Annotated in this window: 13 protein-coding genes; 9 read left to right on the forward strand and 4 right to left on the reverse strand. The window is 59.7% G+C overall.

The genetic code is table 11. The annotated features are described in order from the left end of the window. Positions 1 to 18: 18 nt before the first annotated feature. Positions 19 to 960: a PfkB family carbohydrate kinase gene (locus WA845_RS08075; protein ID WP_112554612.1), complete on the reverse strand. Its 942-nt coding sequence runs from the start codon at positions 958 to 960 to the stop codon at positions 19 to 21. A 246-nt stretch (positions 961 to 1,206) separates the two neighbouring features. Between WA845_RS08075 and recA the strand changes: the two genes are divergently transcribed. After that, entirely contained in the window at positions 1,207 to 2,295 is a 1,089-nt protein-coding gene (gene recA, locus WA845_RS08080; protein WP_004442498.1) for a recombinase RecA, read from the forward strand. A gap of 15 nt (positions 2,296 to 2,310) precedes the next feature. Here recA and WA845_RS08085 read toward each other — a convergent pair whose 3' ends face one another. After that, a complete protein-coding gene (locus WA845_RS08085; RefSeq protein WP_006698766.1) occupies positions 2,311 to 2,532 on the reverse strand; it encodes a hypothetical protein in 222 nt (73 codons plus the stop codon). Here WA845_RS08085 and alaS point away from each other — a divergent pair. After that, positions 2,531 to 5,194, forward strand: coding sequence for an alanine--tRNA ligase (gene alaS, locus WA845_RS08090; RefSeq protein ID WP_112554610.1), 2,664 nt, complete (start codon positions 2,531 to 2,533; stop codon positions 5,192 to 5,194). The two genes, WA845_RS08085 and alaS, sit on opposite strands and share 2 nt — an antisense overlap. Before the next feature lie 205 nt (positions 5,195 to 5,399). On the opposite strand, the gene WA845_RS08095 is transcribed toward alaS, so the two are convergent. Together WA845_RS08095 and WA845_RS08100 are read right to left on the reverse strand one after the other, a co-directional pair. Beyond that, positions 5,400 to 6,026 carry a glutathione S-transferase family protein gene (locus tag WA845_RS08095; protein ID WP_004442494.1) on the reverse strand — a complete coding sequence of 209 codons (627 nt, stop codon included), beginning with the start codon at positions 6,024 to 6,026 and terminating at the stop codon, positions 5,400 to 5,402. Positions 6,027 to 6,466: 440 nt separating this feature from the next. After that, complete coding sequence (locus tag WA845_RS08100; RefSeq protein ID WP_004442491.1) at positions 6,467 to 7,681, reverse strand: NADP-dependent isocitrate dehydrogenase; 1,215 nt, start codon at positions 7,679 to 7,681, stop codon at positions 6,467 to 6,469. Between the two features lie 214 nt (positions 7,682 to 7,895). Between WA845_RS08100 and WA845_RS08105 the strand changes: the two genes are divergently transcribed. From WA845_RS08105 to WA845_RS08135, 7 genes are all read left to right on the forward strand, one after another. Then, positions 7,896 to 8,426, forward strand: a complete 531-nt coding sequence (locus tag WA845_RS08105; protein WP_004442489.1) for a hypothetical protein — start codon at positions 7,896 to 7,898, stop codon at positions 8,424 to 8,426. Between the two features lie 282 nt (positions 8,427 to 8,708). Further along, positions 8,709 to 9,542 (forward strand): RNA methyltransferase, encoded by an 834-nt coding sequence (locus WA845_RS08110; protein WP_004442488.1) that lies wholly within the window; start codon positions 8,709 to 8,711, stop codon positions 9,540 to 9,542. Further along, positions 9,526 to 10,347, forward strand: coding sequence for a glutamate racemase (gene murI / locus WA845_RS08115; protein WP_112554608.1), 822 nt, complete (start codon positions 9,526 to 9,528; stop codon positions 10,345 to 10,347). The genes WA845_RS08110 and murI overlap by 17 nt, the downstream gene beginning before the upstream one ends. Positions 10,348 to 10,735: 388 nt before the next feature. Beyond that, complete coding sequence (locus tag WA845_RS08120) at positions 10,736 to 10,975, forward strand: hypothetical protein (RefSeq protein WP_006698773.1); 240 nt, start codon at positions 10,736 to 10,738, stop codon at positions 10,973 to 10,975. Between the two features lie 188 nt (positions 10,976 to 11,163). Then, complete coding sequence (locus WA845_RS08125) at positions 11,164 to 11,802, forward strand: LysE family translocator (protein ID WP_112554606.1); 639 nt, start codon at positions 11,164 to 11,166, stop codon at positions 11,800 to 11,802. A 34-nt stretch (positions 11,803 to 11,836) separates the two neighbouring features. After that, positions 11,837 to 12,724, forward strand: coding sequence for an EamA family transporter (locus tag WA845_RS08130; RefSeq protein WP_004442477.1), 888 nt, complete (start codon positions 11,837 to 11,839; stop codon positions 12,722 to 12,724). A gap of 127 nt (positions 12,725 to 12,851) precedes the next feature. Next, positions 12,852 to 14,369, forward strand: coding sequence for a helicase HerA domain-containing protein (locus WA845_RS08135; RefSeq protein ID WP_112554604.1), 1,518 nt, complete (start codon positions 12,852 to 12,854; stop codon positions 14,367 to 14,369). Positions 14,370 to 14,376: the final 7 nt, after the last annotated feature.

Here is a 14,376-nt window from a genome sequence, read left to right on the forward strand (position 1 = left end):
CCAGTTCTTAAAAGCGGTTCATGCCAGTATTTCAGCCTGGGGAACAAGCCCCAACATGGCTTCGACACTGTCTTTTGATAGGTCGTGCGCGGTGGCAAAGGGCGATTGCACGGTGATTGCAGCTGCCGCAGCGCCCCGTCTCAGGGCTTCGGCAATCGTCTTTCCTTCGGCAATGGCGGCGAGGTAGCCAGACGCCATGGCGTCGCCCGCACCGGTTACATCCTTCACCTCACGGATGAGGGGCGGGTGGAGGATTGCTTTTTCAGTTCGGTTGAAGGCCACGACTTCGCTTGCGCCGCGGGTGACGACGCCGCCGGACAGCCCGGCCTTGCGCAGGATATCCGGCCAGTCACGAACGTCAGCGGCCGTCTCGCCGGTGAGCGCGCGCGCTTCCGCCTCGTTCATGAAGAGGATGTTGATATCGCCGAGCGCCGCTTTCAGCTTCACCGCCTTGGCCGGCGAAATCGCGATGGCCGCCAGCGGTTTTTCGCAGGCGCGGGCAACGAGGCCAAGTGCAGCCAGCGTGTCCTCGGGCAGGTTGGCGTCGCAGACCAGGATATCGCTTGCGATGATGGCCTCCCGGACGGCGCGGACCTTGAGCCGGCGCGGCGTGAAGAGCTTGTAGAGATCCATATCGGCGAGCGCGATGACGAGGTTGCCGTCACGCTCCAGAATGGCGGTATAGCTCGGTGTGCGTCGGTCGAGGAAGGTGAACGGCGTGTCCTCCACGCCAGCCTGTCGTGCAGCCTCCGCAACGGCTTCTCCCGTCACGTCGCCGCCCCGCGGGGCGATGATCCTGACTTGAAAGCCGAGCCGGGAGAGATTGCGTGCAGCATTGAAACCGCCGCCGCCCGCCTCTTCCATCCAGGAGCCGGGGTTGCTGGCGCCCGGCGCCGTTTCAGTCTCGATCATGCCGCGCCTGTCGATATGCGCGCCGCCCAGAACGAGTATTTTCTTCACGCTTGCATTTCCCTCTCTGGCGGATGGTAAGGCCGGACGATTCGGCCTAAACTGACGTCTTCCTGACCTCGCCTCCGGTTTGCGGCAAGGGGCCGCGCACAGAAAAACGAAAGCAGAACAAACGACTTATCACTATTTGTTTTCAATATGCTGGCTCAGCCTTGTTAAATGAGAACAAATAGAGTACATACCGTTCCCATACTGCTACATTGCCTGTGCGGCTTCAATAACCTAAAGGTGGTTCGGATGGCACAAAATTCTTTGCGTCTCGTAGAGGATAAATCGGTGGATAAAAGCAAGGCACTGGAAGCGGCGCTCTCCCAGATCGAACGGTCGTTCGGCAAGGGATCGATCATGAAGCTCGGTTCCAATGAAAATGTGGTTGAGGTGGAGACCGTTTCGACGGGTTCGCTCAGCCTGGATATCGCGCTCGGCATCGGCGGACTGCCGAAGGGGCGCATCATTGAAATTTACGGTCCGGAAAGCTCGGGTAAAACGACGCTGGCGCTGCAGACCATTGCGGAAGCCCAGAAGAAGGGCGGCATCTGCGCCTTCGTTGACGCCGAACATGCGCTTGATCCGGTCTATGCGCGCAAGCTTGGCGTGGATCTGCAGAGCCTGCTGATCTCGCAGCCGGATACGGGCGAACAGGCGCTTGAGATCACCGATACGCTGGTGCGCTCCGGCGCGGTCGACGTTCTCGTGGTCGACTCCGTTGCGGCGCTGACGCCGCGGGCGGAAATTGAAGGTGAGATGGGCGACAGCCTGCCGGGTCTTCAGGCCCGCCTGATGAGCCAGGCGCTGCGCAAGCTGACCGCTTCGATCTCCAAGTCGAAGTGCATGGTCATCTTCATCAACCAGATCCGCATGAAGATCGGCGTCATGTTCGGTTCGCCGGAAACGACGACCGGCGGTAATGCGCTGAAGTTCTACGCTTCCGTTCGCCTCGACATCCGCCGTATCGGCGCTGTCAAGGAACGCGAAGAGGTTGTCGGCAACCAGACCCGCGTCAAGGTCGTCAAGAACAAGATGGCGCCGCCTTTCAAGCAGGTGGAATTCGACATCATGTATGGCGAAGGCGTTTCCAAGACCGGTGAGCTTGTCGACCTCGGCGTAAAAGCCGGTATCGTTGAAAAGTCGGGTGCCTGGTTCTCCTATAACAGCCAGCGTCTGGGGCAGGGGCGTGAAAACGCCAAGACCTTCCTGCGCGATAACCCCGATACGGCAAACGAGATCGAGCTGGCGCTGCGCCAGAACGCCGGCCTGATTGCGGATCGTTTCCTGCAGAATGGCGGTCCTGATTCCGGCGATGACGGCGACGGTGACGAAGGCTGATCCTGCCGTCGAGCTTCAGGCATCCGTTGCCGGATCGCCTGTCTCGATGTGAATCGAATTGAACAAAATGGGCCGTGCGATTTCTGTCGTATGGCCCTTTTTCTTTGTCGGTACGCCTTCGCCGGTCTCCATGGCTGGACAGGGCAGGATGCGGACGATAAAAGCCATTGATTTTGCAATATAGCCATCATTTCCGATGGCGGTGATGGACTCCAGCTGTGAGCGGTGTGTGGGCATGAGCGGTGTAAATGAAATTCGGTCGACCTTCCTCGACTACTTCAAGAAGAACGGACACGAGATTGTGCCCTCCAGCCCGCTGGTGCCGCGCAACGATCCGACGCTGATGTTCACCAATGCCGGCATGGTACAGTTCAAGAACGTCTTCACCGGTCTGGAAAGCCGTCCTTATTCTACTGCGGCATCTGCGCAGAAATGCGTGCGCGCTGGTGGCAAGCATAACGACCTCGACAATGTCGGTTACACCGCCCGTCACCACACCTTCTTCGAAATGCTTGGCAACTTCTCCTTTGGCGATTATTTCAAGGAAGAGGCGATCACCCACGCCTGGAACCTGATCACCAGGGAATTCGGCATCGACCGCAATCGCCTGCTGGTCACGGTTTATCACACCGACGACGAGGCCTTTAACCTCTGGAAGAAGATCGCCGGTTTCTCCGACGACCGCATCATCCGCATCCCGACCAGCGACAATTTCTGGGCGATGGGCGATACTGGACCCTGCGGCCCCTGTTCCGAAATCTTCTACGACCATGGCGATCATATCTGGGGCGGCCCGCCCGGCTCGCCGGAAGAGGATGGCGACCGCTTTATCGAAATCTGGAACCTCGTCTTCATGCAATATGAGCAGGTGACGAAGGAAGAGCGCATCGACCTGCCGCGCCCGTCGATCGATACCGGCATGGGTCTGGAGCGTATCTCCGCTCTGCTGCAGGGCAAGCATGACAATTACGATACGGACCTGTTCCGCGCACTGATCGCCGCTTCCGTCGAAGCGACGGGTGTTCCGGCTGAAGGCGAAAAGCGCGCCAGCCACCGCGTCATCGCCGACCACCTGCGGTCGTCTGCGTTCCTGATCGCCGATGGCGTGCTGCCGTCCAATGAAGGCCGCGGTTATGTTCTGCGCCGCATCATGCGTCGCGCCATGCGCCATGCCGAACTGCTCGGCGCGCGCGAGCCGCTGATCTACAAGCTGCTGCCGTCGCTGGTGCAGCAGATGGGTCGCGCCTATCCGGAACTGGTCCGCGCCGAAGCGCTGATCTCCGAAACCCTGAAGCTTGAGGAAACCCGTTTCCGCAAGACGCTGGAACGCGGCCTGTCGCTGCTGTCGGATGCCACCTCGACCCTGCACAAGGGCGACATGCTGGATGGCGAGACCGCTTTCAAGCTTTACGACACCTATGGTTTCCCGCTCGACCTGACGCAGGACGCACTGCGCGCCCGCGAAATCGGCGTCGATATTTCCGGCTTCACGGATGCCATGGAGCGCCAGAAGGCGGAAGCCCGCTCGCATTGGGCCGGTTCCGGCGACAAGGCCACCGAAACGATCTGGTTCGAACTCAAGGAAAAACTCGGCGCCACCGAGTTCCTCGGTTATGACACGGAAACCGCCGAGGGCGTCGTGCAGGCCATCGTCAAGGATGGTAAGGCCGTCGAAAGCGCTGTGGATGGTGAGACCGTGCAGGTCGTCGTCAACCAGACGCCGTTTTATGGCGAGTCCGGCGGCCAGATGGGCGATACCGGCGTAATCTCCGGCGATAACGGCGCTTTTGCCGTTTCCGACACCCAGAAGCGCGGCGAAGGCCTCTTCGTTCATATGGGCACCGTCTCCAAGGGCGGCATCAAAGTGGGCGATGCCGTTCAGTTGACGGTCGATCATGACCGCCGCTCGCGTCTGCGCGCCAATCACTCCGCCACCCATTTGCTGCATGAGGCGCTGCGCGAAGTGCTGGGCACCCATGTCGCGCAGAAGGGTTCGCTGGTCGCGCCCGAGCGCCTGCGCTTTGACGTTTCACATCCGAAGCCGATGTCTGCCGAGGAGCTGAAGGTCGTTGAAGACATGGCCAACGAAATCGTGTTGCAGAACTCGCCTGTCGTCACCCGCCTGATGAGCGTCGATGACGCCATTGCCGAGGGCGCGATGGCGCTGTTCGGCGAGAAATACGGTGACGAGGTTCGTGTCGTCTCCATGGGCACCGGCCTGCATGGCTCGAAAGCCAACCGTCCTTATTCCGTCGAGCTTTGCGGCGGCACGCATGTGGCTGCGACCGGCCAGATCGGTCTCATCCGCATCCTCGGTGAAAGCGCCGTCGGTGCCGGTGTGCGCCGTCTCGAGGCCGTAACCGGCCAGGGCGCGCTTGCCTATCTCGCCGAACAGGACGAGCGGGTAAAGGCGCTCGCCTCGTCGCTGAAGGTTCAGCCGGGCGATGTTCTGTCGCGCGTTGAAGGCCTGCTGGACGAGCGCAAGAAGCTGGAGCGTGAGCTCGCCGATGCCCGCCGGAAGCTCGCCATGGGCGGCGGTTCAACGGATGCCGGGGCAAGCGACGTCAAGCAGGTCGCGGGCGTCAACTTCCTCGCAAAATCCCTTGCTGGTATCGATGCCAAGGATCTGAAGGGGCTCGCCGACGAGGCCAAGGCCAACCTTGGCTCTGGCGTCGTGCTGCTGATCGCCGTTTCCGAGGATGGCAAGGCAAGCGCTGTCGCCGCCGTGACGGAAGATCTGACGTCCCGTTTCAGCGCCGTCGATATCGTCCGCACTGCTTCCGCCGCACTTGGCGGCAAGGGCGGCGGCGGCCGACCGGACATGGCGCAGGCGGGTGGTCCTGATGGCGCCAAGGCGCAGGAGGCTATCGAAGCGGTGGCAGCGGCTCTGGCGGCCTGATCGACAGAAAATGAGAAGGCGGGATTTTGGCCCGCCTTTTTCTTGTGAATTTCCGTTTGTGGATCGTTCAGGGACTATTGTGCGCTCGGCAGCGCCAAGCCTGCTGAAGCATTTCCAGCCGAAGCGTGTTCGCTTCGGCGTCGGACAATGCGGTAAAAACAAACACTAGAGCATTTCCGGTGATCCCGTGATCACCGGAAATACTCTAGTCCGTCGCTTTCATATCCTTCGCCGCTTCCTCATCGAGCTGCGCGGCTCGCTTGAAGGCCGGGCGCTCGGTCAGATGCGCCAAGTAGTCGATGAAGGCCGGGCGTTTTTCAATCGTGCCGAATTGCAGGCCCCAGCCAACATGGGCGCCGACATAGACATCGGCGGCGGTAAAGAGATCGCCGGCGATGAAGCGGTTTTCGCTGACGGCCCGTTCCAGCGTGTTCATCACATCCGCATAGCTGCCGCAGCCGGCCATACGCAATTTTTCCTTCGGCACTTCAAAACCCATTGCCTTCATGCTCGCCGCCATTTCCAGCGGGCCTGCGGCAAAGAACATCCAGCGGTAATAGAGCCCGCGTGACTTGGGTGTGGGCGCTAGGTTCGCACCGGGAAAGGCGTCAGCCAGATAGGCGCAGATCGCGGCGGCCTCGGTGACGATAGTATCGCCATGTTTGATGGCGGGCACCTTGGCCATCGGATTGATCAGCCGATAGGCGGGCGATTTCATCGAGGTTTCGAAACGAAGTATCTCGGTTCGATAGGGAACGCCCACTTCCTCGAGCATCCACCGCGCGATACGCCCGCGCGACATGGGGTTGGTGTAAAAGATCAGTTCACTCATGCTCTTTTGCCTCCCCAAGCAAAATCGTCGAAACATCAGGCGAACCCAAAGGGCTTTCGGCCTGCGTTTCATATTTTTAAAGTCCGCAACATCCCTAGCGTCTTTCCAAGATCGCGTGGATGCTACGATGAACGTTTGACTGTGTCGGGCAAGTTGTGTGCAAGTAGATGCTGTTTAATCTTAGTCTTATTGTCCTGCTGGCCCTGGACACGCAGAATCAAATTCTGCGCCTAGTGCAACCGCTAATCAAGATGCCGTGAACAAAAAGAAATCTGCGTTGTGTCAGAGTTTTTTCTCTTGGCTCAACCAGCCGGCACGTAACGATATTTGTTCGCTATCTGGTTGTCCATTTCGTTTCTATTGAACGAATGCCTCGTCTATACCGTGCAAATAAAAAACCCGGCACTGAGGCCGGGTTTTGACGTCTTGGCAAAGCAGGCTTAGGCAGCCATCGCCTTCTTGAGGTTTTCGTCGATCTTGTCGAGGAAGGCGGTGGTGGAGAGCCAGGGCTGATCCGGTCCGATGAGGAGCGCCAGGTCCTTGGTCATGAAGCCGCTTTCGACGGTGTCGACGCAGACGGTTTCGAGCGTTGCCGCGAACTTTGCGAGTTCCGCATTGTCGTCCAGCTTGGCGCGGTGGGCGAGGCCACGGGTCCAGGCGAAGATGGAGGCGATCGAGTTGGTCGAGGTTTCCTGACCCTTCTGGTGCTGGCGGTAGTGGCGCGTGACCGTGCCGTGCGCCGCTTCGGCTTCGACCGTACGGCCATCGGGGGACAAAAGAACCGAGGTCATCAGGCCGAGCGAGCCGAAGCCCTGAGCAACTGTATCCGACTGTACGTCGCCGTCATAGTTCTTGCAGGCCCAGATGTAGCCGCCGGACCACTTCAGCGCGGAAGCGACCATGTCGTCGATGAGGCGGTGCTCATAGGTGATGCCGATTTCGTCGAACTGCTTCTTGAATTCGGTCTGGTAGACTTCTTCGAAGATATCCTTGAAGCGGCCGTCATAGGCCTTGAGGATGGTGTTCTTCGTGGAGAGGTAAACCGGCCACTTGCGCATCAGGCCATAGTTCATGGAGGCGCGGGCGAATTCGCGGATGGATTCGTCAAGGTTATACATGGCAAGAGCCACGCCGGCGCTCGGAGCGTCGAAAACGTCCTTTTCGATAACCTGGCCGTCTTCACCGACGAACTTGATCGTCAGCTTGCCCTTGCCGGGGAATTTGAAATCGGTTGCCTTGTACTGGTCACCGAAAGCGTGGCGGCCGACAACGATCGGCTTCGTCCAGCCCGGAACGAGGCGCGGAACGTTCTTGCAGATGATCGGCTCGCGGAAGATGACGCCGCCCAGAATGTTGCGGATGGTGCCGTTCGGGCTCTTCCACATCTGCTTCAGGCCGAATTCCTCGACGCGCTGCTCATCCGGGGTGATGGTGGCGCACTTGATGCCGACGCCGTGCTTCTTGATGGCGTGGGCCGCGTCAACCGTGACCTGATCGTTGGTGGCGTCGCGGTTTTCAACTGAGAGGTCGTAATATTCGATGTCGAGATCGAGGTATGGCAGGATCAGCTTGTCCTTGATGAGCTGCCAGATGATACGGGTCATTTCGTCGCCGTCGAGATCGACGACTGGATTGGCTACCTTGATCTTTGCCATGAATTCCTCACCTTCGAAGCTGTGGCGCCTGTTGACGCCCATAGTCGGAAAAATATCCGGTGGGGCTATAGCATCGCACGCGCCTGAGGCAAAGCCATGGGGGGCGCTTTTTTGGCGCAGCGCAATAACGCTTTGCGCATTGCCAAACCATAATGCCGGAATACAGTCAGGCGAATCGCTTCGCCCGTCTCAGGGCCTCTACCGGGATCATATCATGCGGAAAATTCTGCTTCTGTCTGCCGCCGCCCTCTTTTCCCACGCCGCCCTCGCCGCCGGTCCCACCGATCCCGTCCAGAAGGTGATGGACATCACCGTCAAGAACTGGTCCGGCGATGCGGAAAACTGGAAATACATATTCGACGAGGACATGCTGACGAGCCTCTTCAGCAAGGAGTTCGTCGCGCAATACCGTGAAGCCTCCAAGAAGCCGGCTTACGAGGCCGAAAGCGGCGAGAAGGGCGATCCATTCGGTTATGATGTCGTGACCAACTCGCAGGATGGCTGCCCGCTGCAGGATGTGTCCGTGACGGCGGGCGCGGTGAAGGATGGCGTGACTGACGTGACGGCCAAATTCAAGCTCTGGGCCTGCATGGATGAGGCGGAGATGAAGGCGACCGTGGACGAGGTGCATTTCGATGTGATCGAGGAGGAGGGGCGGCCTGTCATCAGCGACATTCACCGGGTTGGCGACGAAGGCCGGGACTCGCTGCGTGAGGAGATGGCGAACATCATCAAGGGGGAGTAATGGGTCCCGTTTGAGCCGGTGAAGAGTGATACGAGGTTTTCGCCACACTCCCCGTCATCCTCGGGCTTGGCCAGAGGATCCATTGATTTCAACGGGTTGTGGATCCTCGGTTCAAGCCCGAGGATGACGGGAGAGCGGTGTTGCTCTCATCTCCAGCAAAGCCGAGCGGGTGTGCGCTCTCTCCGACTTTGATTTTAACGGCAATCTGTGCCAGTGAAGCGCGCTTTACGGTATCGGCGTCAAAGTCTATGCCGCGCTTTTAAAAACAACGGACAAACAACGATGGCAGGCACAAACAGCGAGCTTGAACTTCTGGCGGAAGGCCCGGCGATCATTCTGGTCGAACCGCAGCTCGGCGAAAATATCGGCATGGTGGCGCGGGCGATGGCCAATTTCGGGCTCGCCGAGCTGCGCCTCGTCAACCCGCGTGATGGCTGGCCAAGCGAAAAGGCGCGCTCCGCCGCTTCCAAGGCCGATCACGTCATCGACGCGACGACGGTGTTCGATACGCTGGAAGAGGCGATCAAGGATCTCAATTTCGTTTATGCCACGACCGCGCGCGAGCGTTATGGGTTCAAGCCGGTACGATCGCCAGTCACTGCGGCCGATACGCTCAGGGCAAAATTCAAGGCGGGCGAAAAGACAGGCATCCTGTTTGGTCGTGAACGCTGGGGCCTCACCAATGAGGAAGTGGCGTTGGCCGATGAGATCGTGACATTTCCGGTCAACCCCGCCTTTGCATCGCTCAATATTGCGCAGGCCGTGCTCCTGATGTCCTATGAGTGGATGAAGTCAGGCATGGACGATCTGGGCGAGACGCTTTTCCAGTCCGTCGAGCAGCGGCCTTCGACCAAGGAGCAGGTTTTTGGCCTGTTCGAACATCTCGAGGAAGCGCTGGATGCGCGCGGTTATTTCCATCCCGCTGAAAAAAAGCCGAAAATGGTCGACAATCTGCGTGCCGTGCTGTCGAGACGCGGTTTTTCCGAGCAGGAAATCAGTGTTTTCCGCGGCGTGATCAATTCGCTCGACCGTTTTCCCCGGCAGTGGCCGAAGCAGGCCGGTCGGGCAACGGGGCCATCGGCCGAGGGAGCAGGGGAGAATGCTGAAGACGAGTGAGGCGGCCACCGACGTGCTGAAGCCGGTGCTGGTGTTCGATTCCGGCATTGGCGGGCTGACTGTGCTGCGCGAAGCGCGCGTGCTGATGCCCGAGCGCGGTTTCATCTATGTGGCCGACGACGCCGGTTTTCCCTATGGAGGCTGGGAGGAGGAGGCGCTTAGGGCGCGCATTCTCTCGCTTTTTGAAAAACTGCTGCAGGATTTCAGCCCGGAAGTCTGCGTCGTCGCCTGCAATACCGCCTTCACGCTTGCCGGCGCCGATCTGCGTGCCCGGTTTCCGCAGATGACCTTTGTCGGAACAGTACCCGCCATCAAACCGGCGGCGGAGCGCACCCGTTCCGGCCTCGTCTCCGTTCTGGCGACGCCCGGCACCGTCAAGCGTGCCTATACGCGCGATCTCATCCAGTCCTTCGCGACGCAATGCCATGTCCGCCTTGTCGGCTCGGAAAACCTTGCGCGCATGGCCGAAAGCTGGATCAGGGGGGAGCCGGTGTCGGAGGAGGCGGTGCTTGCCGAAATCGAACCCTGTTTTATCGAAAGCGATGGAAAACGCACCGATATCGTCGTTCTCGCCTGCACCCACTATCCTTTCATGGCCAACGTGTTTCGCCGTCTGGCCCCCTGGCCGGTAGACTGGCTCGATCCCGCCGAGGCAATTGCAAGACGTGCCCGTCATCTGGTGCCGATGCCCCAGGATGCCGAACACCCCGATGGATTCGACTTCGCCGTCTTCACATCAGGCAAGCCGGACTTTGCCACGCGGCGGCTGATGCAGGGTTTTGGCCTCAGCGTCTCCGTGTCCTGATTTCCCTTCCGTGAGTCTGTTGCATTTTTGCATCTTTTTTGCGACTCTTTACAATTCGAGATTGCGACCTCTTGTCGCGCCGGATTTCCTGTGTAAGGTGTTTCTCGTCTGTAACCGCTATAAATGGAGGCGTGGAATGACCAATGACATGAATATGCGCCTTAACGGCATGTCTGGCCTTTCCGGCATGAATATCGGCGGTTATGGGATGCGAGGCATCTCCCGCCGATAAGGCTTAGGCCTGATTTCCCTGCCGTTTGGCGTTTTCATTTCGTTCGACATGTGACCTGCGCGTTTGTGCGGCATCTTTGCTGCGCCCGTCGTTTCGTCCTGTCGTTTTTCATCGATAAAGGACCTGGCCGCTTTGCCGCGCCGGGATGGATTTCCCATGCAAAAAAATCAACCACTGGTAGCATATGCGCTCCCGGATGCGGTGGACCGTCTGTTCGTCACATTCGGCGTCTGGAAAACTCTCAAAGCGGTTCTCATTGCCGCTGTCGTGCCCCGCGCGCCACCAACTGACCCTGCCGACCTGCCAGAGCGCCTTCTGGTCGATATCGGCCTCGACCCTTCGCGCGTGAAGCGGCGGCGAGACTGGGAAACGCCCTACTGGGCGCCGCGGTTTTGACAATGGTGGCCTCTTCCGCACGCACATGCGGGAGAGGCCGGTCCCAGTTTGACCGCGGATTACGGAGAAACTCGTACCGGGACGTTTCCCGGGGGGCATTAGGAGAGAGCTGCACAGCTCGTACAATCCGGCTTGAAGCAAAACATTTTCCGTGGCTTGCTCAAGACTCGGGATAGAGGAGATTCATCATGCCATTGGAAAACTGGCTGGCCTTCGTGGCCGCGTCCGCCATCATGCTTGCCATTCCAGGACCGACGATCCTGCTGGTCATTTCTTATGCGCTGGGCCATGGCCGCAAGGCGAGCACGGCAACGGTGACAGGCGTGGCGCTCGGCGATTTCACCGCCATGACGGCCTCGATGTTGGGGCTTGGGGCGCTGCTCGCCACATCCGCAGCGCTTTTTACCGGGCTGAAATGGATCGGTGCGGCTTACCTCATCTATCTCGGCATCAAGCTGTGGCGTTCGCCGGTTGGTGGCGAAAGTACTGATGGAACCGGCGTGACGGGCCGGGAAAGACCGCTCAAAATCTTCCTGCATGCCTATATCGTTACCGCGCTTAACCCGAAGAGCATCGTGTTCTTCGTGGCCTTTTTGCCGCAGTTTCTGGTGCCGACATTGCCGTTCTGGCCGCAGGTGCTGATTTTCGAGGCGACGTTCCTTGTGCTTGCCACTGTCAACGCGGCGCTTTATGGACTTCTGGCAAGTGCCGCCCGTAATACGATCCGCAAGCCGAAGGTTCAGCGGATTGTCAACCGCACGGGCGGTGGCCTCCTGATCGGCGCTGGTCTCGTTGCCTTTGGCTGGAAGAGGGCGGCCAGCGTATGACGCCCTCCATCGACTGACATTCGGACATAATAAAATGGCATTGCCGCATATACTTCTGGCCCTGGTTACCGTGTTTTTGTGGGGCTTCAACTTCGTTGTCATCAAGATCGGCGTCAACGATATGCCGCCGCTGTTTTTGACGGGGGTTCGTTATCTCTTTGCGGCAGTGCCACTGGTGTTTTTCCTGCCCAGGCCCAATGTGCCCTGGCGGCATATGATCGTTTACGGCATGGCCATGGGTTTTGTGCAGTTCGGCCTGCTTTATCCGGCCATCAAGCTCGGGCTGCCAGCGGGGCTTGCTTCGCTCGTCATGCAGTCGCAGGCCTTTTTCACGCTGGCGCTTGCCGTGGTGTTCCTCGGGGAACGGCCGTTGCCGTCGCAAATCCTCGGTGCAATCATCGCTTTTGGCGGGCTTGCGGTCATCGGCGTCGAGCGCATGACGGCGGCGGCGCTGGTGCCGCTTCTGATGGGCGTCGGTTCCGCCATTGCCTGGGCCTGCGGTAACATCGTCAATCGCCGCATCGGCCAGGTCAATGCGGTCTCCTTCGTTGCCTGGACGAGCCTTGTGCCTGTTCTGCCGTTGATCCTGCTTTCGCTCGTGGTGGAGGGTCCTCGGGCGATAGTCGATGGGGTGGTCAATGCGACGCCGACCATGGCGTTCGTGGTGATCTATATGGCCTATGGTGCGACAATTGTCGGCGCTGGTATCTGGAGTTATCTGCTTCTGCGGTATCCGGCTGGAACGGTGGCGCCGTTTTCTCTGCTGGTGCCCGTCGTTGGCTTCATAAGCGCCTATCTCGCTTTTGCGGAACATATCACAGTCTTCGAAGTGGCCGGCGCAGCGCTCGTGATTCTCGGGCTGGCGCTCAATGTCTTCGGGCGGCGTATTGCCTTTGCCCGCGCCTGGCGCCGTCCTGCTTAGGCCGGAACGCAAATGCCTGTGCATTACCGGCATAGGCGAGACGCAATCGACGATTTTTTGGTAAAGAGCATGTTCGGCCGCCGCGAGGGGAATCGGCCGGATCTGAGGCAGTACGAGGAACGGAACATTGCAGGTCGGCATCGACATGGGAACTCTATCGGGCGGGCAGCAGGCCAAGCTCGATATTGAAGAATTGCTTGCGACGCGTTTGCTGGTGCAGGGCAATTCCGGTTCCGGCAAGTCGCATCTGCTGCGCCGGCTGCTCGAGCAATCGGCGCCATGGGTGCAGCAGGTCATCATCGATCCCGAGGGTGATTTCGTTACGCTGTCCGATAAATTCGGCCATGTGGTCGTGGATGGCGAGCGCACGGAAGCCGAGCTCGCGGGCATCGCCAACCGCATTCGCCAGCATCGTGTTTCCTGCGTGCTGACGCTGGAAGGTCTCGATATCGAACAGCAGATGCGGGCGGCCGCTGCTTTCCTCAATGGCCTGTTCGATGCCGATCGTGAATTCTGGTATCCGGTGCTTGTGGTGGTGGATGAAGCGCAGATGTTTGCGCCCTCCGTTGCCGGTGAAGTCACGGAAGATGCACGCAAGGCCTCGCTTGGCGCCATGACCAATCTGATGTGCCGTGGCCGTAAACGTGGTCTTGCCGGCGTCATCGCCACGCAGCGACTGGCCAAGCTTGCCAAGAACGTGGCCGCGGAAGCGTCCAACTTCCTGATGGGCCGCACTTTCCTCGATATCGACATGGCGCGCGCGGCCGATCTGCTCGGCATGGACCGGCGGCAGGCGGAAATGTTCCGCGATCTCCAGCGCGGCAATTTCGTGGCGCTCGGCCCGGCGCTTTCGCGCCGTCCGCTGCCAATCGTCATCGGGGCGGTGGAAACCTCGGCGCGCTCTTCTTCACCGAAGCTGATGCCGCTGCCGGATGCGCCGCAGGACGTCGAAGACCTGATCTTTACGCCGGACCCGGAAGAATTCACGCGTCCCGCAGTTCGTCGCACACCGCCGGCTCCGCGTCCAACAACGGATATTCTGGCTGAATTGTCCCGGTCTACTCCCGCGGCCGTCGGTCCAGCGCCGGAGCAGTCGCCACGTGCGGGCCAGCTGGAAATAACGCCGGAAGAGCGCGAGGAAAAGATTTCAGCGGTTCTCGTCGAAATTCTCGATGATCCTCAATCCGCCTATCGTACCGATGCCGTGCTTTATCAGGATTTCCTGGTGCGCGCCCGCATGCGCCGCATTCCCGGCACGCCGATGACGCTGGCGGAGTTCCGCCGGCAGGTGGCGATTGCCCGTTCAGGCGTTGATGCGGCAATGGCGGCTAGCGAAGGCTGGGAGAAGGCGCTGGAATTGTCGATGTCGGTTTCCGATGACCTGCAGGGCGTTTTTCTGCTGCTCGTCAAGGCAGCGCTCGGCGAGGAACCTTGCCCGTCCGATGCCCGAATTGCCCGCGCCTACGGCACCCATTCCGCCCGCCGCGCACGGCGTCTCCTTAGTTATTTCGAGGAGAAGGAGCTTGTGGTGGTGCATGCCGATTTCTCCGGCAAGCGTATCGTGGCCTTTCCCGATCTCGACGCAAAAACCGCGCCCGGCGATGCGGATGCGGCTGAGGATGATGCAAGGCTGGCGGCGGAGTGAGGGTGCG

This window comes from Agrobacterium sp. CMT1 (assembly GCF_037203725.1).
In the GTDB taxonomy this organism is placed as follows: domain Bacteria; phylum Pseudomonadota; class Alphaproteobacteria; order Rhizobiales; family Rhizobiaceae; genus Agrobacterium; species Agrobacterium pusense.

Bases quoted from the DNA above. Each gene is read 5' to 3' on its own strand.
- recA (WP_004442498.1), top strand. From the start codon at position 1,207: ATGGCACAAAATTCTTTGCGTCTCGTAGAGGATAAATCGGTGGATAAA.
- alaS (WP_112554610.1), top strand. From the start codon at position 2,531: ATGAGCGGTGTAAATGAAATTCGGTCGACCTTCCTCGACTACTTCAAG.
- WA845_RS08085 (WP_006698766.1), bottom strand. From the start codon at position 2,532: ATGCCCACACACCGCTCACAGCTGGAGTCCATCACCGCCATCGGAAAT.
- WA845_RS08095 (WP_004442494.1), bottom strand. From the start codon at position 6,026: ATGAGTGAACTGATCTTTTACACCAACCCCATGTCGCGCGGGCGTATC.
- WA845_RS08100 (WP_004442491.1), bottom strand. From the start codon at position 7,681: ATGGCAAAGATCAAGGTAGCCAATCCAGTCGTCGATCTCGACGGCGAC.
- WA845_RS08105 (WP_004442489.1), top strand. From the start codon at position 7,896: ATGCGGAAAATTCTGCTTCTGTCTGCCGCCGCCCTCTTTTCCCACGCC.
- WA845_RS08110 (WP_004442488.1), top strand. From the start codon at position 8,709: ATGGCAGGCACAAACAGCGAGCTTGAACTTCTGGCGGAAGGCCCGGCG.
- murI (WP_112554608.1), top strand. From the start codon at position 9,526: ATGCTGAAGACGAGTGAGGCGGCCACCGACGTGCTGAAGCCGGTGCTG.
- WA845_RS08120 (WP_006698773.1), top strand. From the start codon at position 10,736: ATGCAAAAAAATCAACCACTGGTAGCATATGCGCTCCCGGATGCGGTG.
- WA845_RS08125 (WP_112554606.1), top strand. From the start codon at position 11,164: ATGCCATTGGAAAACTGGCTGGCCTTCGTGGCCGCGTCCGCCATCATG.
- WA845_RS08130 (WP_004442477.1), top strand. From the start codon at position 11,837: ATGGCATTGCCGCATATACTTCTGGCCCTGGTTACCGTGTTTTTGTGG.